The sequence below is a fragment of the Escherichia ruysiae genome (assembly GCF_031323975.1).
Lineage (GTDB): Bacteria > Pseudomonadota > Gammaproteobacteria > Enterobacterales > Enterobacteriaceae > Escherichia > Escherichia ruysiae.
In genome coordinates, this window is sequence record NZ_JAVIWS010000001.1 from 2,304,938 (window position 1) to 2,326,843 (window position 21,906).

At 52.5% G+C, this 21,906-nt stretch carries 19 protein-coding genes; 6 read left to right on the forward strand and 13 right to left on the reverse strand.

The annotated features are described in order from the left end of the window. Positions 1-9 precede the first annotated feature (9 nt). Positions 10-900: a maltose ABC transporter permease MalG gene (gene malG, locus RGV86_RS11275; protein ID WP_001252058.1), complete on the forward strand. Its 891-nt coding sequence runs from the start codon at positions 10-12 to the stop codon at positions 898-900. A 93-nt stretch (positions 901-993) separates the two neighbouring features. Here malG and psiE read toward each other — a convergent pair whose 3' ends face one another. Further along, positions 994-1,404, reverse strand: coding sequence for a phosphate-starvation-inducible protein PsiE (gene psiE / locus RGV86_RS11280; RefSeq protein ID WP_000202902.1), 411 nt, complete (start codon positions 1,402-1,404; stop codon positions 994-996). Between the two features lie 275 nt (positions 1,405-1,679). Here psiE and RGV86_RS11285 point away from each other — a divergent pair, with 275 nt between their 5' ends. Further along, a complete protein-coding gene (locus tag RGV86_RS11285) occupies positions 1,680-1,958 on the forward strand; it encodes a hypothetical protein (RefSeq protein WP_010344805.1) in 279 nt (92 codons plus the stop codon). 46 nt (positions 1,959-2,004) lie between these two features. Here RGV86_RS11285 and RGV86_RS11290 read toward each other — a convergent pair whose 3' ends face one another. The 5 genes from RGV86_RS11290 to pgi all read right to left on the reverse strand — a co-directional run bounded on the left by RGV86_RS11290 (position 2,005) and on the right by pgi (position 8,051). Next, positions 2,005-4,101, reverse strand: coding sequence for a YjbH domain-containing protein (locus RGV86_RS11290; protein ID WP_085461288.1), 2,097 nt, complete (start codon positions 4,099-4,101; stop codon positions 2,005-2,007). Further along, positions 4,101-4,826, reverse strand: coding sequence for a capsule biosynthesis GfcC family protein (locus RGV86_RS11295; RefSeq protein ID WP_085461289.1), 726 nt, complete (start codon positions 4,824-4,826; stop codon positions 4,101-4,103). Before RGV86_RS11295 ends, RGV86_RS11290 begins: the two co-directional genes overlap by 1 nt. Further along, positions 4,823-5,461: a YjbF family lipoprotein gene (locus RGV86_RS11300; protein ID WP_085461290.1), complete on the reverse strand. Its 639-nt coding sequence runs from the start codon at positions 5,459-5,461 to the stop codon at positions 4,823-4,825. The genes RGV86_RS11295 and RGV86_RS11300 overlap by 4 nt, the downstream gene beginning before the upstream one ends. A 186-nt stretch (positions 5,462-5,647) precedes the next feature. Then, the gene (yjbE, locus tag RGV86_RS11305) at positions 5,648-5,890 is read right to left on the reverse strand and encodes an exopolysaccharide production protein YjbE (RefSeq protein WP_001233407.1); all 243 of its coding nucleotides are present in this window, start codon (positions 5,888-5,890) and stop codon (positions 5,648-5,650) included. Positions 5,891-6,401: 511 nt separating this feature from the next. Then, the gene (gene pgi / locus RGV86_RS11310) at positions 6,402-8,051 is read right to left on the reverse strand and encodes a glucose-6-phosphate isomerase (RefSeq protein ID WP_000789996.1); all 1,650 of its coding nucleotides are present in this window, start codon (positions 8,049-8,051) and stop codon (positions 6,402-6,404) included. Between the two features lie 293 nt (positions 8,052-8,344). Here pgi and lysC point away from each other — a divergent pair, with 293 nt between their 5' ends. Next, the gene (gene lysC / locus RGV86_RS11315) at positions 8,345-9,694 is read left to right on the forward strand and encodes a lysine-sensitive aspartokinase 3 (RefSeq protein ID WP_001112913.1); all 1,350 of its coding nucleotides are present in this window, start codon (positions 8,345-8,347) and stop codon (positions 9,692-9,694) included. A gap of 37 nt (positions 9,695-9,731) precedes the next feature. Here the strand turns inward: lysC and RGV86_RS11320 are convergent, their stop codons facing one another. Further along, entirely contained in the window at positions 9,732-10,520 is a 789-nt protein-coding gene (locus RGV86_RS11320; RefSeq protein WP_085461291.1) for a nucleotidyltransferase domain-containing protein, read from the reverse strand. 303 nt (positions 10,521-10,823) lie between these two features. On the opposite strand from RGV86_RS11320, the gene RGV86_RS11325 reads away from it, so the two are divergent. Next, positions 10,824-11,096, forward strand: a complete 273-nt coding sequence (locus tag RGV86_RS11325) for a YjbD family protein (protein WP_001207630.1) — start codon at positions 10,824-10,826, stop codon at positions 11,094-11,096. Here RGV86_RS11325 and rluF read toward each other — a convergent pair whose 3' ends face one another. From rluF to RGV86_RS11340, 3 genes are all read right to left on the reverse strand, one after another. Then, a complete protein-coding gene (rluF, locus tag RGV86_RS11330) occupies positions 11,097-11,969 on the reverse strand; it encodes a 23S rRNA pseudouridine(2604) synthase RluF (protein ID WP_000936363.1) in 873 nt (290 codons plus the stop codon). Between the two features lie 88 nt (positions 11,970-12,057). Continuing rightward, positions 12,058-12,375 (reverse strand): CcdB family protein, encoded by a 318-nt coding sequence (locus RGV86_RS11335; RefSeq protein WP_000438801.1) that lies wholly within the window; start codon positions 12,373-12,375, stop codon positions 12,058-12,060. Continuing rightward, positions 12,375-12,668, reverse strand: coding sequence for a type II toxin-antitoxin system CcdA family antitoxin (locus RGV86_RS11340; RefSeq protein ID WP_032226504.1), 294 nt, complete (start codon positions 12,666-12,668; stop codon positions 12,375-12,377). Before RGV86_RS11340 ends, RGV86_RS11335 begins: the two co-directional genes overlap by 1 nt. Before the next feature lie 186 nt (positions 12,669-12,854). Here RGV86_RS11340 and pepE point away from each other — a divergent pair, with 186 nt between their 5' ends. Then, a complete protein-coding gene (gene pepE / locus RGV86_RS11345) occupies positions 12,855-13,544 on the forward strand; it encodes a dipeptidase PepE (protein WP_085461292.1) in 690 nt (229 codons plus the stop codon). Positions 13,545-13,633: 89 nt separating this feature from the next. On the opposite strand, the gene RGV86_RS11350 is transcribed toward pepE, so the two are convergent. Next, on the reverse strand, positions 13,634-15,265 hold the full coding sequence (locus RGV86_RS11350; protein WP_000956836.1) for a Na/Pi cotransporter family protein: 1,632 nt from the start codon (positions 15,263-15,265) through the stop codon (positions 13,634-13,636). A 169-nt stretch (positions 15,266-15,434) separates the two neighbouring features. After that, the gene (metH, locus tag RGV86_RS11355; protein ID WP_085461293.1) at positions 15,435-19,118 is read right to left on the reverse strand and encodes a methionine synthase; all 3,684 of its coding nucleotides are present in this window, start codon (positions 19,116-19,118) and stop codon (positions 15,435-15,437) included. A gap of 199 nt (positions 19,119-19,317) precedes the next feature. Here metH and iclR point away from each other — a divergent pair, with 199 nt between their 5' ends. Beyond that, positions 19,318-20,142, forward strand: a complete 825-nt coding sequence (gene iclR / locus RGV86_RS11360) for a glyoxylate bypass operon transcriptional repressor IclR (RefSeq protein ID WP_000226416.1) — start codon at positions 19,318-19,320, stop codon at positions 20,140-20,142. A 15-nt stretch (positions 20,143-20,157) separates the two neighbouring features. Here iclR and aceK read toward each other — a convergent pair whose 3' ends face one another. Then, positions 20,158-21,882: a bifunctional isocitrate dehydrogenase kinase/phosphatase gene (gene aceK, locus RGV86_RS11365; RefSeq protein WP_001137207.1), complete on the reverse strand. Its 1,725-nt coding sequence runs from the start codon at positions 21,880-21,882 to the stop codon at positions 20,158-20,160. Positions 21,883-21,906: the final 24 nt, after the last annotated feature.

The window sequence follows — 21,906 nt, forward strand, 5'->3', positions numbered from 1 at the left end:
ATAACAAAAATGGCAATGGTCCAACCGAAATCGCAAAAAGCACGTTTGTTTATTACTCACCTGCTACTGCTACTTTTTATCGCGGCGATTATGTTCCCGCTGCTGATGGTCGTCGCCATCTCGCTGCGTCAGGGGAACTTCGCGACCGGCAGCCTGATCCCGGAGCAAATCTCGTGGGATCACTGGAAACTGGCGTTAGGCTTTAGCGTTGAACAGGCCGATGGTCGCATTACGCCACCGCCGTTCCCGGTATTGCTGTGGCTGTGGAACTCAGTAAAGGTCGCCGGGATTTCCGCGATTGGTATCGTGGCGCTCTCCACCACCTGCGCCTACGCTTTTGCCCGTATGCGCTTTCCAGGCAAAGCGACGCTGCTGAAAGGAATGCTGATTTTCCAGATGTTCCCGGCGGTACTCTCACTGGTGGCGTTGTATGCGTTGTTTGACCGTCTGGGTGAGTACATTCCGTTTATCGGTCTGAATACCCACGGCGGCGTTATCTTTGCTTACCTGGGCGGGATTGCGCTGCACGTCTGGACGATTAAAGGTTATTTCGAAACCATCGACAGTTCGCTGGAAGAAGCGGCGGCGCTGGACGGTGCGACACCGTGGCAAGCCTTCCGCCTCGTACTGCTGCCGCTGTCAGTACCGATTCTGGCGGTAGTGTTCATCCTGTCGTTTATCGCTGCCATTACTGAAGTTCCGGTCGCGTCGTTGTTACTGCGTGACGTGAACAGCTACACCCTGGCCGTGGGGATGCAGCAATACCTCAACCCGCAAAACTACCTGTGGGGCGATTTTGCCGCCGCTGCCGTGATGTCTGCATTACCGATCACCATCGTCTTCTTGCTAGCTCAACGCTGGCTGGTCAATGGCCTGACGGCAGGTGGTGTGAAAGGTTAAAGATGTTGTTCTGCCAATGTTATGCCGCTGCACCCTCAACTTACGTTATCCCAACTTGTGACTGTTATTCGGCGCTCCCTGGAGCGCCTTTTTTTACTCCCGCTTCAGCCGTTTCGAATTACATAGCCATAGGGTGATCACCAGTAGCAGGATCGCTGCCGAGTAGATCAACACATCCAGTGGCGATTTATGATCGACGATGATCAAGCGCACAATGGCGGTGATCCCGATATAGACAAAGTAACGTAAGGGAAAGTGAAAGCCGGATTGAAAATACTTCACAATCAGGGCGATAAATTCGAAATAGAGAAAGTAAACCACCAGCCCTTCCACCAGCTCATATTTGCTGGTTTGTTCTGGCGCGAACAGCACATCAGCCAGATGCACCGTTTCTTTGCCGAGGAATACGACCAGAATCAGGCCGAGGCACAGCAGGCCAAGATTGAGAACGGTCTGCAAAATGGTGGAGATAAACTCCACGCGCGGACGAGATAACGACGTCATAACAGCCCTCCAACTCAGTGGCGAGCTTCCTGTATAACGCAAAAATGTGACGGGGATCTATATTTTTTGTGTATGTTTTGTTCAACCTGGTGTTAGATGGTGCCTCCCGCCAGCGCCGGATGCGGCGTGAACGCCTTATCCGTCCTACCCGTAGGCCGGATAAGCCGCGTCTGGCGGCGCATCCGGCAAGACACACAGCCTCAAAAAATCACCCATTCAGGTGATTCCCGGCCACCAGCAAAGCGCGAAAAATCGACAATGTTCCTCTGGAACAAATGAAACGTAACCTGATAAAGGTGGTAAAAATGAAGCCTTATTTTGCTGCTTTGTTGTTATCAGTCTCTGTTCTTCCTGCTTTTGCCGGTCCGCTCGGTACTGCTGATAAAGCCGACCTTCCGCAAAGCAATGTCTCCAGCCCAATGATGGCTCAGTCGCTCAGGCAATCAGACCTGCAACCGATATCGACGGACAGGAAGACAGAATGTTTTCGCCTTTACACACCAGATCGCAAACCGGGGGTGAACTGCGTCCCTGATGGCTCGACAGGCCATTAAGAATGAGGGTGCCAGTGATTGCGAAAACTGGCACCTTTCCCACGGCTTAGCGGAAATTCACGCTTCGGTCGCTGGTCATGTCATACAACTGGAACTTACGCCCAAGTTGCTGACCACCGTCACGCGTCAGCGGCGTCCAGCCAATTGCCGCACGGCTGCGTGTCGGGCCAGACGAGAAGAGATCCAACGGCACAGAGACATACACGCCTTTGGTGAAGTCCCCTTCTCCGTACTCTTCTTTCGAAACATTCGTGATCGTGGCATAGCCACCCACCACCACGCCGCTATCAAAGCGTTTGGCGATCTCCAGCGTGCCACCTTTATCCCCTGCCAGATACTGCCCGACGCTGGCTTTCACTAACACATCCTGGGCGAAAGATGGCGTCCAGTACGCGGTCAAATGACCGGTTTTCACGCTGTAATCAGTGAACTTCATCATATCTTTCGCGCTACGCCAGTCACGCTGTTTAACGTAGTTGGCATCCAGACCAAACGCCCAGTTGCTGTCCAGCGGGCGATACAACACTTCCGCCCCCGCACCGCCAAACATGGTTTCGAGATAACCTCCGTAGACCTGACCGTAGAAGCCGTTGCCCAGATGCTGGAAGTAGTTGGCTTGCAGGTTATTCACATAGACATCGTTCTGCACATACTCACGCACGTGGGTACGAACGCGCGGTAAGTGCGAGTCCTGCGGTGGATTAGTGTAGTTAAACTTGTCGTAGTTGTTGGCAAGGTTAGCAAACAGACTACCGGTGGTGAGCAGGTGATCCGTCAGCCACAAATCCGCCGTTCCCATCACGCCCAGTTGGTACATGTAAAAGTTTTCCGGGCCACCAACCGACTGGTTCAGCACCGGATCGATATGGAAATCAAAGCGCGATTTGTCGATATACCAGCCCTGCTCGGTGGACTGCGGAACCACCGGCTCGACGCGTTTTTGCGCCAGCTTCGTTTCATGCCCAAGCGGCTCGCCGACGAGATGATTTTTCAGGCTGGCGACATCGGTTTCCGTCGTCACCTGCGGCATGTTAAGGCGGTTTTCCGTGATACGGATCGTTTTGATCCCATCCGGCAGATCGTTCATCACGATCCGATTAGCGCGAATGATCCCTTCACGCGAATCACGATATTTCACCTGCTCGCCGGTAACATACAGCGTATCGCCTTTCGCCTGGATCTGCGGATCGGCCAGTCCGGCGTTATATTTCAACAGTGTTAGCTGATTCGCCACCACCGAATGCTGCAAAATGGCATCCTGTGGCTGCGGTTGATATTGCGGTCGGGCGTTATCGTTGTACGAAGGACGTAGATCGTTAAAGTTGGTGCGCAACGTAACGCCAAACATAAAGGTGTTACCGCGTTCATAGCTAAGGTTAACGTCGGCCCAATCGGTAACGCGATAAATCACCCCGACGTTAAACTTACTTTTTTGCTCCAGCTTCCCGGCAAAATCCTGCTGATAATTATTGCCTTCATACTCCAGTTTCAGGCGCAGCGGCTGCCAGGGAGTCTGGTATTCCACACCGCCAAACAGTGAGGCCGGGCCGTGGAACATCTGGCTGCCGTCGATAGATCCTGCCTGTTTGTAGCTGTTATCGCGATAGCAATATTTATCACTGGCTGAACAGAGCGGATTTTTCACATTACCGCTGGTGCCCAGATATCCCCAGCCCAGGCCGAGCGTAAAATCGAACGGCCCCCAGGCTTTGCTGGCAACAAGATATTCCGCATCAAACAGCCCCGTACCGCCGATATCCCGCGCACCAACCGCCACTTGCGGCAGCCAGTAACTCTCTTCCCACAAACGCAGTTTGAGATCGAAGGCTTTATCTTTATACGTTTGATCGCCAGAGAACGCTTCGACGCTGCTGTACTGCCGGGTGCGCACATCGGTGTAGCGCAGCGTTGTTTCCAGCCACGGGAAGAGTTGCACTGAAGCAGAGTAATAACGGTACTGATCGTTATCACGATAGTTCAAACTTAATTCCCCTTCCCGCGCCATGCGCGCGGTGGGCGTTTGTAACAGACCGACGCCGCCGAAATCCGATTGCGACGGCCCGATGGGCGCTGGATACGTTTCGCCATAGCAGGCCGTGCTAATGCCCAGCGCCAGTAAGCTAAGCAGATGTCTTTTTTTCATTATTGCGGTATCCGCTGCGTCAGAGTCTGAAGAATGTCGGCGTTCAGGGCATCAGGCGTCTTACTCCAGACGGAGTCCGCCAGGCCAACATAAATAATGCTGCCGGGCATCGGCTCTACGTGACGCTTGTTCCAGTAAGCCACCGGCGCTTTTTGCGTTCGCCCGTCCGGGTAAACCACCCACGCATAGCTGCGATCTGCACCGCTAAGCAGGCTCTGCCCGGAGAGATAGCTCGCTACGTCGCGACCTGGGGTGAATGGCTGATTGCCAGGACGACTGATAAGCCCGAACAGCGTGACCGTTGACGGAGCGGAACCCACCCACAGCGTGTAGTTGCCCTGCAACGGCGGGTTGCCACGTTCCGCAACGCGGACGATATCGGGATCAAGATTGATTTTTTGCCTGCCCGTCACCTTCAACGCCTGAATTTGCTGACGTAAGGCGTTAATCGCGGCGGCATCCTCGGCGCTGGAATCTGCCAGCCGTGTCAGCAACGCCTGCTGCTGCCGCAATGCTGCTGCCGTTGCCAGCTCTTCGCTGATCACCGCACCGGGCCACCAGCTATTCGCCAGTCGCGGTTGCCCCACCAGATCGATTAAATGCTCTGCGCCCGTCAGCGTTTTGGCCTCACTGCTGCCATTGCTGAACACCTTGACGGTGCCCGCCGCAAAGACCGATGACGCTCCCACGCTCAAAATCAACGCGACAATAGTTTGTTTAATCATTGTGTTGCTGCCTTGATGAGAGTGGTTTTCACCGGGAAATAATCCGCGCCGAGATACTGTTCCGACTGGCGAATTTGTCCTTCGCTGTCGATCCAATAGCGGTTATGCCAGCGCGCCTGGTCGGTGGAGACTTCTTCGTCCAGCACGCGAACCGGAGTTTCATCGCTGCCGACGTTGACGGTATCGGTGCCATCCCATTTGAAGACTGAGCGTGCGGTGGCGTAGCGTACCTGCTGGTACTCGGTCCAGCCCATCGTGCGCGTCCAGGTTGCGCCATCAACAATTTGTGCGGGTTTAATCAGCGGGTCGGCGGCAAGGTTATTTACTTCAATCAGGTTGTCGCCGCCAAGCAAAGTCTTCACCAGACGACCATGTTGTGTGACGAGAGTGGCCTGATCCTGAGTGACCCATTTTTGTTGTCCGTCTTCAGCGAAGGCCAGCACCACAAATAACTGCGGCCCGCCATTAAGCTGCATGTACTGGCTGGCGTAGGGCATATTTTGAATATCATCGTCCGTCAGCTGTACGCCTGGCGTGCCGAACAGACTGTCCCACAGTGAATTGCCCAGCTCTTTAGTCGTGGCTGAACAGGCCTGTAATAGCAGGCAGATAAGAATGAGTGCAGGTCGCTTCACGACTCTTCTCCAGAGGGGCAGAATAACCACACCGGAGTGTGGTTATGGTTAATCCCCGTCATACTTCAAGCTGCAGATGCGGTGACCGCACTCGTTCACCCCGGTCACATAGTTATCTATGCTCCCGGGGACTCACTCGCTTGTCGCCTTCCTGCAACTCGAATTATTTTGGGGATACATACGTTATTACTGGGTACTGGTGGTCGTGGTTGTGGTGGTTCCGGTATTAGAACCATCACCGCCACCGGTTGCCGCGAGTGCGACACCCACCGCCGAGCTTACGGTGCTGACGCTGGTCGCGGAGGAACTGCCCGCCGAAACCGACGTTGCTGCCGACCCTGCCGCTTCGCCCACCTGTACAGGTGCAGCCCACGCAGAAGTCGCCGCAAGCGCAGATATGGCTAAAATGCCATACAGAACTTTTCTCATAACAATTTCCCTTCATTGAATGAATGGAGATTTACCCAAAAACATTTCGGGCGGGATCGAGTATACACAACTAAAGCATGTGAATTACGGCGCGAGGAATTAGTGGTGGGGTTTTAGGATAATTGGAATAAATATCAATTATATATTTTTTATTATATATAAATGATTATGTTAATCATGAGGTTAAAATAAACACAAAAGCGATTGACCTGCGTATTTTCCGAAATAATTACAGACTAAAAATCTATTTTAGGATTAACCTCACGGTATGATTTTCGTTAAATCACAGACAAGAGGATTTATCTGATAGAACAATGCCGACTTATAGTCGGCATTGTTATTAAGGTTATTTAATCAATCGTGCTATGTATTAATTGCCGAATACGATGTACATATCGGCATCAACCTGTAGGCCTGATAAGACGCGACCGCGTCGCATCAGGCACCGGTTGCCGGATGCGGCATAAACGCCTTATCCGGCCTACGTAGCGGCATCAGACATGCACGATGATTAACCGCGCCACGCCTTATAGCGGTTAATCAGACCATTGGTCGAGCTATCGTGGCTGCTGATTTCTTTGTCATCTTTCAGCTCCGGCAGAATACGGTTAGCCAGCTGTTTACCCAGCTCCACGCCCCACTGGTCAAAGGTGAAGATGTTCAGGATCACGCCTTGAGTAAAGATTTTGTGCTCATACAGCGCAATCAACGCCCCCAGGCTGAACGGGGTGATTTCGCGCAGCAGGATGGAGTTGGTCGGACGGTTACCTTCGAACACTTTAAACGGCACTACATAGTCGAGCGTCGCCGGATCTTTACCCTGATCGCGATATTCCTGCTCTACCACTTCGCGGGATTTACCAAAGGCCAGAGCTTCGGTCTGAGCGAAGAAGTTAGACAGCAGTTTCTGGTGGTGATCAGAGAGCGGGTTATGGGTGATAGCCGGCGCGATGAAATCGCACGGCACCATTTTGGTTCCCTGGTGGATCAGCTGGTAAAACGCATGTTGCCCGTTTGTACCCGGCTCACCCCAGATAATCGGGCCAGTCTGGTAATCCACTACGTTACCGTTACGGTCAACGTATTTGCCGTTGGATTCCATATTGCCCTGCTGGAAGTACGCCGCGAAACGGTGCATATACTGGTCATACGGCAGAATCGCTTCAGTTTCCGCGCCAAAGAAATTGTTGTACCAGATGCCGATCAGCGCCAGCAATACAGGCAGGTTTTTCTCGGCTGGCGTGGTGGAGAAATGCTTGTCCATCGCGTGTGCGCCGGAAAGCAGTTCAACGAAGTTATCAAAGCCGATGGAGAGAACAATCGACAGACCAATCGCTGACCACAAAGAGTAACGGCCGCCGACCCAGTCCCAGAACTCGAACATGTTGGCGGTATCAATACCAAACTCGCCAACGGCTTTCGCATTGGTGGAGAGCGCCGCAAAGTGTTTCGCAACGTGCTTCTCATCACCGGCCGCTTTCAGGAACCAGTCACGCGCGCTATGGGCGTTGGTCATGGTTTCCTGAGTGGTGAAGGTTTTAGACGCCACCAGGAACAGCGTGGTTTCAGGGTTCACTTTTTTCAGCACTTCTGCGATGTGAGTTCCGTCAACGTTAGAAACGAAGTGCATATTCAGGTGATTTTTGTACGGACGCAGTGCTTCGGTCACCATGTACGGGCCGAGGTCAGAACCGCCGATACCGATGTTCACCACGTCGGTGATTGCTTTGCCGGTATAACCCTTCCACTCACCGGAAATAATCGCTTGCGAGAAGGTTTTCATCTTCTCCAGCACCGCGTTGACTTCCGGCATTACGTCTTTGCCATCAACCAGAATCGGCGTATTACTACGATTACGCAGCGCCACGTGCAGCACGGCACGGTTTTCGGTGCGGTTAATCTTCTCGCCAGAGAACATCGACTTAATCGCGCCAGCCAGATCGCACTCTTTCGCCAGATCCTGCAATTTCGCCAGAGTTTCTTCGGTGATGCGGTTTTTGGAGTAATCCACCAGCATCTGATCGTCGAAGGTTGCGGAGAACTTAGAAAAACGATCGCCATCTTTAGCAAAAAGATCGGCGATCGTAACGTCTTTCATTTCATCGAAGTGTTTCTGTAGTGCCTGCCAGGCAGCGGTCTGCGTTGGATTGATGTTTTTCATTAGCAATACTCTTCTGATATTGAGAATTGTGACTGTGGAAGATTGTAGCGCCAGTCACAGAAAAATGTGATGGTTTTAGTGCCGTTAGCTCAGCTAACTACTGAAGAGGATAAAAAGTATAGACGTTATAAGCACAATTTCTGACCACGCCCGCTGCATGAATAATCCGCATAATCCCGGCGTTGACACACTCCCCTACACCTTTTATTTATAAATACGGTCTGCGCCTGCACCGGTTTCTATTTTGCCTTTGTGCCAAGGTCGCTTCTTTCATTCCCTGACACGAGGTTGTTATGCCCGATATTGTTGTCTCCAAATTTGGTGGTACTAGCGTGGCTGATTTCGACGCCATGAACCGCAGCGCCGACATTGTGCTTTCTGATGAGAATGTTCGTTTAGTTGTGCTTTCTGCTTCTGCGGGGATTACTAACCTACTTGTTGCACTGGCTGAAGGTCTGGAACCGGTTGAGCGTTTCGAAAAACTCGATGCTATTCGCAATATTCAGTTCGCCATTCTGGAGCGCCTGCGTTACCCGAACGTCATCCGTGAAGAGATTGAACGTTTGTTGGAGAACATTACCGTTCTGGCCGAAGCGGCGGCGCTGGCAACATCTCCGGCTCTGACGGATGAACTGGTTAGCCACGGCGAACTGATGTCTACTCTACTATTTGTTGAAATCCTGCGCGAACGCGATGTCCAGGCGCAGTGGTTTGATGTGCGTAAAGTGATGCGCACCAACGACCGGTTTGGTCGCGCGGAGCCAGATGTTGTTGCACTCGCGGAACTGTCTGCGTTGCATCTGACTCCACGGCTCAGTGAAGGTTTAGTCATTACCCAGGGCTTTATTGGTAGCGAAAGTAAAGGGCGTACAACAACACTTGGACGTGGCGGCAGCGATTATACGGCAGCCTTGTTGGCGGAAGCCTTACACGCATCTCGCGTTGATATCTGGACTGACGTCCCTGGCATCTACACGACCGATCCGCGCGTGGTGCCGGCAGCAAAACGCATTGATAAAATCGCTTTTGAAGAGGCCGCTGAAATGGCGACCTTTGGCGCGAAAGTGCTGCATCCAGCGACGTTGCTGCCCGCAGTGCGCAGCGATATTCCGGTGTTTGTCGGTTCCAGCAAAGACCCACGTGCAGGCGGTACGTTGGTGTGTAATAAAACCGAAAATCCACCGCTGTTCCGTGCACTGGCTCTGCGCCGTAAACAAACGCTATTAACCCTGCACAGCCTGAATATGCTGCATTCCCGTGGCTTCCTCGCGGAAGTTTTCGGTATCCTCGCGCGGCATAATATTTCGGTGGATTTAATTACTACGTCCGAAGTGAGCGTGGCATTAACTCTTGATACGACTGGTTCAACTTCCACTGGCGATACATTGTTGACGCAATCACTGCTGATGGAGCTTTCGGCGCTGTGCCGCGTGGAAGTGGAAGAAGGCCTGGCACTGGTGGCGCTGATTGGTAATGACCTGTCAAAAGCCTGCGGCGTCGGCAAAGAAGTATTTGGCGTGCTGGAACCGTTCAACATCCGCATGATTTGCTACGGCGCTTCCAGCAATAACCTGTGCTTCCTGGTGCCGGGTGCTGATGCGGAACAGGTGGTGCAGACATTGCATAGTAATTTGTTTGAGTAAAAACAGTGCGGCCCGGATGAAGTGCCCCGGGTCGTATTTATTTCCCCATTACCGTTTGATATAACAACCCATCCAGTTCCCTGACATCTCCGTCCCTGCTATCCGGTAACATCGGAGGAATTTCCCCGCGCGCCAGTTCCGCACGAATAAACTCATGCAACAAAGGACGGCGCGAATCATACACCGCTTCTCCCGCGCGCTGTTTACGTTCCAGCAATTCGTCTATTTCTGCGCGTAACGCCGCATCAAGTTCGCTTCCCGCCAGTAGCTCGGCAAAGCGCATTGGCGGTACACCTTTACCCGCTTCAACCCAGCGTACAGCCAGCAATGGACGCAGCACGTAAAAGTATTTTTTCAGTCGAACTTCGTCGCCCTGCAAATAACTGCGAAAGTTTTTCCGCGCCATCGAATAATAATGCCAGCGCGCACGTAGCGGAGAAAACCACTTCGGCACCATCGCCTTTAGCGCCGTTATCGTTTCTTCGTCTTGCTGATAGACCACCGGTGAATCCAGCCATTCAATCAGCGTCGGGTTCGCGCCTTTCAATAATCCCAGCGCCTTACGCCACTCCCAACCTGAAACATCCAGCTCATCGTCGATGGGCAGTTCGATAACATCGCGCGGTGACTCCACCCGCAGATACCATTCCAGCGGATGGGCATACAAAAAACGCACATCATAGTCACTGTCGGGTGAGGCAAATCCCCAACCGCGACTCCCCGATTCGCAGGCGTACAGCACTTTCACGCCATAGCGCCGTTCAATTTCTTTTAACTGCTGCGATACCCGTTCGCGCATCGCAGCACTGACTCCATTTAATGGCATGTGACTCATCCTTTGATATTAACTACCCCGTACCAGACCACTGAAAACAGAGATATTATCAATGCGATAGCGTTAATGCGAGAAACAGGCCAGAAGTAAAATCACAACTTTAATGCATTGAATAAAAAAGAATTAATCAAATTTGATAAGTTAACGGTTATTTATTTTAGTTAAATTTTTATCTGTATTTATCGCCAATTATCTAAGCAGATAAAAATAAAGAGAAGGCAAATGAATCTTATCAGTTCTGCTTGCAAATAAATTCCCGTACACTGAACTATCCGATTAACAGAGGGCACCATCATGGCACTCCCCCGTATTACACAAAAAGAGATGACCGAGCGTGAACAGCGCGAATTAAAGACGCTACTGGATCGGGCGCGTATTGCGCATGGTCGTGTGTTGACCAATGCCGAAACCAACAGCATTAAAAAAGAGTACATTGATAAGCTGATGGTTGAGCGTGAGGCTGAGGCGAAAAAAGCCCGCCAGTTGAAGAAAAAGCAGGCTTACAAACCGGACCCTGAAGCGTCATTCAGTTGGTCGGCAAATACATCGACGCGCGGCAGACGCTGATTAACGCCCTTTTTTCTTCCGCCCCGGCGAGGTGAAACGCTTACCGTTTGATGCCGGGCGACTCCCTTTTTCCGCCGTTTTTTCCATCTTCACCACCGGGCGCTTGATACCCGCCGTTTTCGGTTTGGCCTTCGCTTTGGGTTTTGCCTCGGAAGAGGAATTTTCGATGAGCTTAAAAAGATCGATGAGTTCATCGTCAGTTAAATCGCGCCACTCGCCCAGTGGAATGCCGCTTAAGCTGACGTTCATGATGCGTGTGCGTTCCAACTTCTTCACTTCGTAGCCAAAGTGCTCGCACATGCGACGAATCTGTCGGTTCAGCCCCTGCACCAGGGTAATGCGAAAGACAAATGGCGCTTCTTTTTTGACTTTGCATTTTTTGGTCACCGTTCCAAGAATCGGCACACCTGCGCCCATGCCACGAATAAATTCATCGGTAATCGGTTTATCCACCGTCACCAGATACTCTTTCTCATGGTCATTACCCGCACGGAGGATCTTATTCACCAGATCGCCGTGATTGGTGAGGAAAATCAATCCCTGAGAGTCTTTATCCAGGCGACCAATCGGGAAGACGCGTTTACTGTGATTAACGAAATCGACAATGTTATCTCGCTCGCCATCTTCGGTGGTGCTGACAATGCCAACAGGTTTATTCAGGGCGATAAGCACTAAATCTTCGGCTTCCCGTGGCTCAATCAGTTGACCGTTTACTTTTACAACGTCACCGGGTTTCACCTGATCGCCAATGGTGGCACGCTTGCCATTAAGGAACACATTGCCTTGCTCGATATAGCGATCCGCTTCGCGGCGTGAGCAAATTCCGCTTTCGCTGATGTATTTATTTAAACGGACTGATGAGTCGGGCAGCATAAATTCTCCTGTAAAACGCGGAATATACCGTACCTCCTCCTCCTGAAAAACAGGATTTATGCGGGATACGATAAGTTACGTGCCAGCATTAATAGCCGTTTAATAGAAAATCGATAGCATCACGCAGTACGATTCGCTGTTGACTAAGATCAGCTATACGTTCTCCCAACTCTTTTAGCGGTATTCCTGTCATCATATGAGTCATCACCATGTGGTCCAGGCCAGCAATTGAAACCACCGGACAAACTTTTACCGGCGGTTTACCGCCAGGTAGCTGATCAAGTCGGATCGCCGGAGCAACAATGGCATGCTTTAATACATTGGCGACAGGATGTTGGAGATTGATGAGATAAGGATAAACATGCCGCCCACTCCCCAGGTTTTCATAAGCACAATATTGCTCCATTAGAATGACCTTTGGTAATCGCTAAATGAACCGTTCTCATCCACCCACTGATTAACTGCGTCGACGGATTCTTTGTTTTCTCGCAACCAGGTTTCTCTGTGATTCTGACGTATTTTTTCCAGTAACGCTTCGGTTAATACCGCCGAGAGATTGAGTTTGAGTTTACGTGCCTCTTCCAAAATCTCTGGTGGCAGCGAAACATTGACAGATTTTTTAACCTTCGACATTGTGCGCATAATTCCCTCCATCATGATGCGCATACTCTGTCTAAAAGTAGCGTAATTAGCGAGCATTTTTCCTCCAGTTCCCTTAGAAATTTGTCGAAAAATACCTCTGTCGCGAATACCTGTCACGCCTGATCATTCAAACTTGCGAGGCGCTTTCCAGAAGCAATACACGACATCGTGAGCCATGTCAGTAAGTGGTGAAATTCGCGGTGGTAGCATGGCTCCCGTGATTTCTTACTAACCGGAGAAGTAATGGAACTGCTTTTATTGAGTAACTCGACGCTGTCGGGAAAAGCCTGGCTGGAACATGCGCTGCCGCTGATTGCTGAACAGTTGCAGGGTCGCCGTTCAGCGGTGTTTATTCCTTTCGCTGGCGTAACGCAAACCTGGGATGATTACACCACCAAAACGGCTGCGGTTCTCGCTCCGCTGGGTGTTTCTGTCACCGGTATTCATAGTGTTGCCGATCCTGTTGCCGCGATTGAAAATGCGGAAATCGTGATTGTCGGCGGTGGCAACACTTTCCAGTTACTGAAGGAATGTCGTGTGCGCGGTCTGCTGGCACCAATTGTTGACGTGGTGAAACGCGGCGCGCTATATATTGGCTGGAGCGCAGGCGCTAACCTCGCTTGCCCAACTATCCGCACCACCAACGATATGCCGATTGTCGATCCGCAAGGTTTCGATGCGCTAAATCTGTTCCCGCTGCAAATCAACCCGCACTTCACCAACGCGCTGCCGGAAGGCCACAAAGGTGAAACACGCGAGCAGCGTATTCGCGAACTGCTGGTGGTTGCGCCAGAGTTGACGATTATTGGTCTGCCGGAAGGTAACTGGATCACGGTGAGTAAAGGTCACGCTACGCTGGGCGGCCCGAATACCACCTATGTGTTTAAAGCGGGTGAGGAAGCAGTACCGCTGGAAGCCGGGCACCGTTTTTAAGTAAATTGCCGGATGCATTATCCGGCATCTTGTACACAATGCCTGATGCGACGCTTGACGCGTCTTATCAGGCCTACAGGGTTCCTGTATTAATACTCGTCCCGCCCCTCATCTTCATCTGGCTGTTCCAGCACGCTGTAAGCCACCGAACAAAACAGCGAGTTCAGACGCTGCATATCTCCCAGCAAGCCTAAATGTAACGAACTGGTTTCAATACTCTGCACGTTTTGCTGATGCAAGCGATCGACGTGAGCGTGGGAATAACGGCGATTAAGAATGCGAAAACGATGCTTACTGCGGCGTAAACGACGGGCGCTGGTGACATCGCCAGAGAAGAAAACCGACATAGCCAGCTTTAAATTGCTGAGCAATTGCTCATAGAGCGCATCCAGTTCCTTCAACCCATCAATCGAAAATGCCCGCCGCGCTGCCAGCGATTTGTCAGCAATTTCGCTGCCCATACGCTCGACAATATCGGAAGCCTGTTCCAGATTGAGCGCCATTTCAATGATTTCCGCCCAGCGACGAGACTCTTCCTCCGCCAGTTCCTCTTTTGGCATCCGCGCCAGGTAAAGTTTAATCGCGGTATACAACACGTTGATATCATCCGCCAACTTACGCAGCTCTTTCTCTTCACGAGGCGCGCCGTGCATCACTTTATTCAGCCCTTCCATCATCTGTTCCATTGCGTCACCGATGCGCAATGTTTCGCGCGCCGCATTGGCCAGGGCGAGCGTTGGCGTATCCAGCGCGCTAACGTCCAGATGTTTCGGTTTCAGATGGGCGTCCAGTTCGGGTTCATCGCGAATAATCGTTTTGCAAAACCGCGCCATCGGGTCAACAAATGGCAGCATTACCAGACAGCGCACAAGGTTGTAGAAGACGTGGAAATAGATAACCAGTTCCGCTTTTGGCAAAGGCAGTTTATCCATGGATTCAGCCAGAACATGGACAAACGGCAGGATAATCAGGCTTCCCACCAGCTTAAACAGCAGGCTACCCAGCGCCACGCGACGTGCAGCGGCATTGGCGGCACTGTTGTTGAGCATCGCCAGCAGGCCGGAGCCGAGGTTAGCGCCGATGACCAGGCAGAGCGCCACCGGGAAGGAGATAATGCCTGCGGCGGTCAGGGTGGCGGTCAGCAGTACGGCGGCAAGACTGGAGTAACTGATAATGGCGAACATCGCGCCAATCAGCGCATCCAGTAAAATATCGCCAGTCAGCGAGGCAAAGATCACCTGAACGCCGTTAGCCTGGGTGATCGGTGTTACTGCCTGCACAATCAACTCCAGTGCCAGCAAAATCAGCCCAAGACCGATACCGACGCGCCCCAGTTGCCCGGCGCGCGACTGTTTGCGTCCGAGGAAAAAAATCACGCCGATAAAAATAAGTAACGGTGACAGCCAGGATAAATCGAAGGTAAGAATACGCGCCATTAGCGCCGTCCCGACATCTGCCCCCAGCACAATGACCAACGCGGGTGCAAGGGCAACCAGATCCTGAGCGACAAACGACGTCACCAGCATGGTGGTGGCATTACTGCTCTGTACCAGTGCGGTAACGCCTATCCCCGCGCAAAAGGCGAGCGGCTTCTTTTCGACGCTCCGGCTGAGGACGGTACGCAGGCGCGCACCGAAGACGCGCATTACGCCGGTACGAACAATATGTGTCCCCCAGACCAGCAGGGCGACGGCAGAAAGCAGGTGAAGCAGTGTTAACACGAGTTCAGGTTCTCCTTATCGTTATATGCTCCTGAAACAGATACCGAAGGGGGCGAGCTGAGCTTTTCCGGTTCGATATAAGACCAGTATAAGTGTTTCATATTAATAAAGAGACAGGGCACTCATTGAGCGCCCTGTTTGTTGTAAGGAAAAGTGACAGATTTGTGAATCAGTCCGCGTCATACCCCAGATTCGGCGCCAGCCAGCGTTCAACATCAGCAACGCTCATGCCTTTACGGCGGGCATAGTCTTCCACCTGGTCGCGCTGAATTTGCGCCACGGCGTAATACTTGCTGTCCGGGTGGCTGAAATACCAACCCGAAACCGAAGCACCAGGCCACATCGCGAAAGATTCCGTGAGTTTCATGCCGGTGTGTTTTTCCACTTCCAGCAGCTCCCAGATGGTGGCTTTTTCCGTGTGTTCCGGGCAGGCTGGGTAGCCTGGTGCCGGGCGGATTCCCTGATAGTTTTCGCGGATCAGCTCTTCATTGCTGAGGCTCTCGTTCGGCGCATAACCCCAGTAAACTTTACGTACCCGCTCATGGAGATACTCCGCAAAGGCTTCAGCCAGACGGTCGGCAAGGGCTTTCACCATGATTTTGTTGTAATCATCGTGCTGCGCTTCGAACGCTTCTGCCAACGTGTCCTCTTCCAGCCCGCCAGTCACGGCAAATGCGCCAATGTAATCCGCTTTACCAGAAATCTTTGGTGCCACGAAATCCGCAAGGCAGTAGTTGGCGAAGCCAGTTTTTTCCGTCTGTTGGCGTAGATGGTGGCTGACGTTGATCACATGGGTGCGTGTTTCGTCGCGGTAGATTTCAATGTCGTCGCCCACACGGTTTGCCGGGAACAGACCAACCACGCCGCGTGGATTCAGCGTTTTTTCGGCGCTTAATTTATCCAGCATGTCATTGGCGTCTTTAAACAGGCGTTTCGCCTCAACGCCTACCACTTCATCTTCCAGAATGCGCGGATACTTCCCGGCCAGCGACCAGGTCATAAAGAACGGCGTCCAGTCGATGTAATTACGCAGCGTTTCGATGCTGGCTTCGACTTCCTGCACGCCGAGACGGTGTGCCACCGGCGGCGTGTAAGCCTGCCAGTCAAAAGCGAAATCGTTATCACGCGCCGCTTCCAGCGTGACTGGTGGCGTGCGCGGTTTCTTGCGCCCGTGCTGAATACGCACGGTTTCGTACTCTTTGCGGGTACGAGCGACAAAGTCATCACGCTGAGTATCGGAAAGCAGCGCCGCCACGACGCCAACGGTGCGTGAAGCGTTCTGCACATACACCGTCGGGCCGCTGTAGTTCTGCTCGATTTTCACCGCCGTGTGCGCTTTTGAGGTCGTCGCACCGCCAATCAATAGCGGAATAGTAAAGCCCTGACGCTCCATCTCTTTCGCCACGTTGACCATTTCGTCCAGAGACGGCGTGATAAGCCCGGAAAGACCAATCAGATCGGCATTCACTTCTTTGGCGGTGCGGAGGATTTTTTCCGCAGGCACCATCACGCCGAGATCGACAATTTCGTAGTTATTACATTGCAGCACCACGCCAACGATATTTTTACCGATATCGTGGACGTCGCCCTTCACGGTGGCGATCACCATCTTGCCGTTGGTTTTGCCCTGCTCTTTGCTGGCTTCGATAAACGGTTCGAGATACGCCACCGCCTGCTTCATTACGCGCGCCGATTTGACCACCTGTGGCAGGAACATTTTTCCTTCGCCGAACAGATCGCCGACCACGTTCATGCCGTCCATCAACGGGCCCTCAATCACTTCAATCGGGCGCGTAGCCTGCTGGCGGGCTTCTTCGGTATCCTGCTCGATAAACTCGGTAATGCCTTTTACCAGCGAGTATTCCAGACGTTTATTCACTTCCCACGAGCGCCACTCCGCCTGCTGGGCGTTAGCGGTGTCGTCGGTTTTGCTGCCGCGATATTTCTCGGCAAGCTCCAGTAAACGCTCAGTGCCATCGTCGCGTCGGTTGAGGATCACATCCTCCACCGCGTCGCGCAGCTCGGCGGGTAGATCGTCGTAAATTGCCAGTTGCCCAGCGTTGACGATCCCCATATCCATACCGTTACGGATGGCGTAGTAGAGAAACACTGCGTGAATAGCTTCGCGTACCGGATCGTTACCACGGAACGAGAAGGAAACGTTGGAAACGCCGCCGGAAATCAGCGCGTGCGGCAGTTCGCGTTTGATGTCTTCACACGCGCCGATAAAATCCTGCGCGTAGTTGTTATGCTCTTCAATGCCAGTTGCGACCGCGAAGATGTTCGGGTCAAAGATGATATCTTCCGGCGGAAAGCCAACCTCTTCGGTGAGGATTTTGTACGCCCGACGGCAAATCTCTATTTTCCGCGCGCGGGTATCGGCCTGTCCCTGTTCGTCAAAGGCCATCACCACCACTGCGGCACCGTAACGACGCAACAGTTTCGCGTGATGGATAAAGGCGTCAACGCCCTCTTTCATTGAGATTGAGTTAACAATGCCTTTGCCCTGAATACACTTCAGACCTTTTTCAATGACCTCCCATTTTGAGGAGTCGATCATAATCGGCACGCGAGCGATATCCGGTTCACCGGCAATCAGATTGAGAAAACGCACCATCGCCGCTTCGGCGTCGAGCATCCCTTCATCCATATTGATATCGATAATCTGCGCACCGTTTTCCACCTGCTGACGCGCCACGTCCAGCGCCTCGCTGTATTTCTCTTCTTTGATCAGGCGTTTGAACTTAGCGGAACCGGTGACGTTGGTGCGTTCACCCACGTTCACAAACAGGCTATCGTCGCCAATGTTCAGCGGCTCCAGGCCTGATAAACGGCAGGCTACGGGGATCTCCGGCAATTTGCGCGGCGCTAATCCTTCTACTGCACGGCTCATCGCCGCAATATGTTGAGGAGTAGTGCCGCAGCAACCGCCGACGATATTCAGGAAGCCCGCTTCCGCCCATTCGCGAATCTGCTTTGCCATCGTGTCAGCGTCGAGATCGTATTCACCAAAGGCGTTAGGCAGCCCGGCGTTCGGGTGCGCAGTGACGTAACATTCTGCTATACGCGACAGCTCCTGAACGTACTGGCGCAGTTCGTCTGGCCCCAGTGCACAGTTGAGGCCGAAAGTCAGGGCTTCGGCATGGCGCAGAGAGTTGTAAAACGCTTCAGTGGTTTGCCCGGAGAGCGTGCGCCCGGAGGCGTCGGTAATGGTGCCGGAGATCATAATCGGCAGTTCAACGCCCAGGGCTTCAAACTCCGTTTTCACCGCAAATACCGCCGCTTTGGCGTTGAGGGTGTCGAAGACGGTTTCAATCAGAATCAGGTCTACACCGCCTTCCACCAGTGCTTTGGTGGATTCGCGATAGGCTGCCACCAGCTGATCAAAAGAGATGTTACGGAATGCCGGATCGTTTACGTCCGGAGAAATAGATGCTGTGCGGTTGGTTGGGCCGAGAACGCCGGCAACATAGCGCGGTTTATCCGGCGTGCGGGCGCTCCACTCGTCGGCACAGGCACGCGCCAGTTTCGCCGCTGCAAAGTTGATCTCTGCCGACAGGGATTCCATCTGGTAATCCGCCATCGCAATGGTCGTGGAGTTGAAGGTGTTGGTTTCGATGATATCCGCGCCTGCTTCAAAGTAAGCGTTGTGGATAGCGGCGATCACGTCCGGTTTACTGAGCACCAGCAGGTCGTTGTTGCCTTTGAGATCGCATGGCCAGTCGGCAAAGCGTTCACCACGAAAATCGGCTTCGTTCAATCGATAGCTCTGGATCATGGTGCCCATACCGCCGTCCAGCACCAGAATACGTTCATTTAACTGCGCACGCAGTTGTTCCACTTTGCTGCTCACACTTGCTCCCGACACGCTCAACCCAGATTTAATAAAAATTCAACAAACCATACTGGCATAAACGCATCTGCGGTAAAAGCGACCACCACACAACATGAGATTTGTTCAACATTAACTCATCGGATCAGTTCAGTAACTATTGCATTAGCCAACAATAAAAATGAAAATGATTTCCACGATACAGAAAAAGGAGGCTGTCATGGTCGCACCCATTCCCGCAAAACGCGGCAGAAAACCCGCCGTTGCCACCACACCTGCGACTGGACAGGTTCAGTCTTTAACGCGTGGGCTGAAATTACTGGAGTGGATTGCCGAATCCAATGGCAGCGTGGCGTTAACCGAACTGGCGCAACAAGCCGGATTACCCAACTCTACTACCCATCGATTGCTCACAACCATGCAGCAACAAGGCTTTGTCCGTCAGGTTGGCGAACTGGGTCACTGGGCGATAGGCGCACATGCTTTTATGGTCGGCAGCAGCTTTCTCCAGAGCCGTAATTTGTTAGCCATTGTCCATCCTATTCTGCGTAATCTGATGGAAGAGTCTGGCGAAACGGTCAATATGGCGGTGCTCGATCAAAGCGATCACGAAGCGATTATTATCGACCAGGTACAGTGTACGCATCTGATGCGTATGTCCGCCCCTATCGGCGGTAAATTACCGATGCACGCTTCCGGTGCCGGTAAAGCCTTTTTAGCCCAACTGAGCGAAGACCAGGTGACGAAGCTGCTGCATCGCAAAGGTTTACATGCCTATACCCACGCAACGCTGGTTTCTCCTGTGCATTTAAAAGAAGATCTCGCGCAAACGCGCAAACGAGGTTATTCGTTTGATGATGAGGAACATGCGCTGGGACTGCGTTGTCTCGCGGCGTGTATTTTCGATGAGCACCGCGAACCGTTTGCCGCAATTTCGATTTCCGGGCCGATTTCACGTATTACCGATGACCGCGTAACCGAGTTCGGCGCGATGGTGATTAAAGCGGCGAAGGAAGTGACACTGGCATATGGTGGAATGCGGTAACTTTTCGCCTCCGATTTATACAAACCGCACGCTAAACCGCTGCCTGCGCCGATAAGCATAGACATCTTCTACATGCCCCTCACGGATACGTTTTTGTAAGGCGCGCCAATAATCGGCGCGGAACAAGTCAGCGTGCATATCTTCAAACAGCGAGCCAATGCGCGGATCGGCACATAACCAGTGACGGAACTCTTCCGGGAAAACATCGCCTGGCGAGACGCTGTACCACGGTTCGCTGGCGAGTTCGTCTTCCGGGTAGCGCGGCGGCGGGATGTCACGGAAATTAACTTCCGTCATGTAGCAAATTTCGTCGTAATCATAAAACACCACGCGACCGTGACGAGTGACGCCAAAGTTTTTAAATAGCATGTCGCCTGGGAAGATATTGGCGGCGGCAAGCTGGCGAATGGCGTTGCCATACTCTTCAATAGCGTCGCGCAGTTGCTGCCCTTCAACTTGCTCAAGCCAGATATTGAGCGGCACCATCCGCCGTTCGATATAGAGATGGCGAATCACAATTTGTTCTCCAAGATCGGTGATTTTTTCCGGCGCTTCCTGGAGCAGTAATTCCATTAATGCCGGGGAAATATGCCGCTTCTCTAGTACAAAGTTTTCAAATTCCTGGGTATCCGCCATTCGGCCAACACGATCGTGTTCCTTAACCAGTTGATAGCAGGCGCGGACATGAGCAGCAGACATCTCTTTCTGCGGCGCGAATTTATCTTTGATCACTTTGAATACCCGATCAAAACCCGGTAGCGTGAACACCAGCATCACCATTCCACGAATGCCCGGCGCTTCAATAAACTGTTCATTACAGCCCTGTAGATAAACGAGATATTCGCGGTAACTTTCGGTTTTGGCGTGTTTCTGGCAGCCGATAGCCATATACAGTTCTGCGGTGGTTTTTCCCGGCAGAATTTCCCGTAACCATTCGACCAGCGCAGCAGGCAGCGGCGCGTAAACCATAAAATAGGATCGCGCGAAGCCAAAGACGATGCTCGCTTCGGCGGTCGTCGTCAGGCAGGTATCAATAAACAACTCGCCGTCGTCCGTCTGGTGGATCGGCAGCAAAAATGGCAACGTGCCGGAAGGCGTGATCAGTTTGCCCACCAGCCAGGCGGCTTTATTGCGATAAAACAGTTCGTTCGCCACCTGTAGATGGCTTTCGGCGAGGTTGTCTGTCCCCAGCGTTTCCGTCAGATGGCGAATGATGTAATGAATGTCACGGCTTTTATTTTGCCAGCGCAGACGCAACGGCAGGTCGCTGATAACGCGCATCAGCAAAGATTCCCAGCCGTGATCGGGGTAGAAATCTTTCGCCAGTGGGCGTGGAATGGTACGAAAGCGGCGCTCTGGCTGGGAGCTAAAGATAAAAAGCCGCTCGGGAGTAAGCGAGCGGTGGTCAAATAACCGACAGTACACGGAGTTAAAAAAGCTCTCCGCAATCTCGAAGCGCGGGTAATCCGGCAACAGCCGGGTGTAATGCTCTTTGACGTGTAGTAAAAATGCCGCGTCCGTGCTTTGCCCGTTGGTGATACAGCGCAATTGCTCCACCACCAGACCAACGTGATGATCATAAAGATGGATACGGTTTTTCATCGCCTGCTGGACAGCGTGCCAGTCGGCTTGTTCGAAACGCTGCTGCGCCCCGGAAGTCACTTCGAGGAATCGACCATACTGGGCGTCGAAACCTTGCAAAATGGTTTGTGCAATCAGTAATTCCAGGCCACGCGGCATCGCCTCTCCTTAATTCGCCCCTCG

Excerpts from the sequence above, each read along its gene's own strand:
- malG (WP_001252058.1), top strand. The coding sequence starts at position 10 with ATGGCAATGGTCCAACCGAAATCGCAAAAAGCACGTTTGTTTATTACT.
- psiE (WP_000202902.1), bottom strand. The coding sequence starts at position 1,404 with ATGACGTCGTTATCTCGTCCGCGCGTGGAGTTTATCTCCACCATTTTG.
- RGV86_RS11285 (WP_010344805.1), top strand. The coding sequence starts at position 1,680 with ATGAAACGTAACCTGATAAAGGTGGTAAAAATGAAGCCTTATTTTGCT.
- RGV86_RS11290 (WP_085461288.1), bottom strand. The coding sequence starts at position 4,101 with ATGAAAAAAAGACATCTGCTTAGCTTACTGGCGCTGGGCATTAGCACG.
- RGV86_RS11295 (WP_085461289.1), bottom strand. The coding sequence starts at position 4,826 with ATGATTAAACAAACTATTGTCGCGTTGATTTTGAGCGTGGGAGCGTCA.
- yjbE (WP_001233407.1), bottom strand. The coding sequence starts at position 5,890 with ATGAGAAAAGTTCTGTATGGCATTTTAGCCATATCTGCGCTTGCGGCG.
- pgi (WP_000789996.1), bottom strand. The coding sequence starts at position 8,051 with ATGAAAAACATCAATCCAACGCAGACCGCTGCCTGGCAGGCACTACAG.
- lysC (WP_001112913.1), top strand. The coding sequence starts at position 8,345 with ATGCCCGATATTGTTGTCTCCAAATTTGGTGGTACTAGCGTGGCTGAT.
- RGV86_RS11320 (WP_085461291.1), bottom strand. The coding sequence starts at position 10,520 with ATGCCATTAAATGGAGTCAGTGCTGCGATGCGCGAACGGGTATCGCAG.
- RGV86_RS11325 (WP_001207630.1), top strand. The coding sequence starts at position 10,824 with ATGGCACTCCCCCGTATTACACAAAAAGAGATGACCGAGCGTGAACAG.
- rluF (WP_000936363.1), bottom strand. The coding sequence starts at position 11,969 with ATGCTGCCCGACTCATCAGTCCGTTTAAATAAATACATCAGCGAAAGC.
- RGV86_RS11335 (WP_000438801.1), bottom strand. The coding sequence starts at position 12,375 with ATGGAGCAATATTGTGCTTATGAAAACCTGGGGAGTGGGCGGCATGTT.
- RGV86_RS11340 (WP_032226504.1), bottom strand. The coding sequence starts at position 12,668 with ATGCTCGCTAATTACGCTACTTTTAGACAGAGTATGCGCATCATGATG.
- pepE (WP_085461292.1), top strand. The coding sequence starts at position 12,855 with ATGGAACTGCTTTTATTGAGTAACTCGACGCTGTCGGGAAAAGCCTGG.
- iclR (WP_000226416.1), top strand. The coding sequence starts at position 19,318 with ATGGTCGCACCCATTCCCGCAAAACGCGGCAGAAAACCCGCCGTTGCC.
- aceK (WP_001137207.1), bottom strand. The coding sequence starts at position 21,882 with ATGCCGCGTGGCCTGGAATTACTGATTGCACAAACCATTTTGCAAGGT.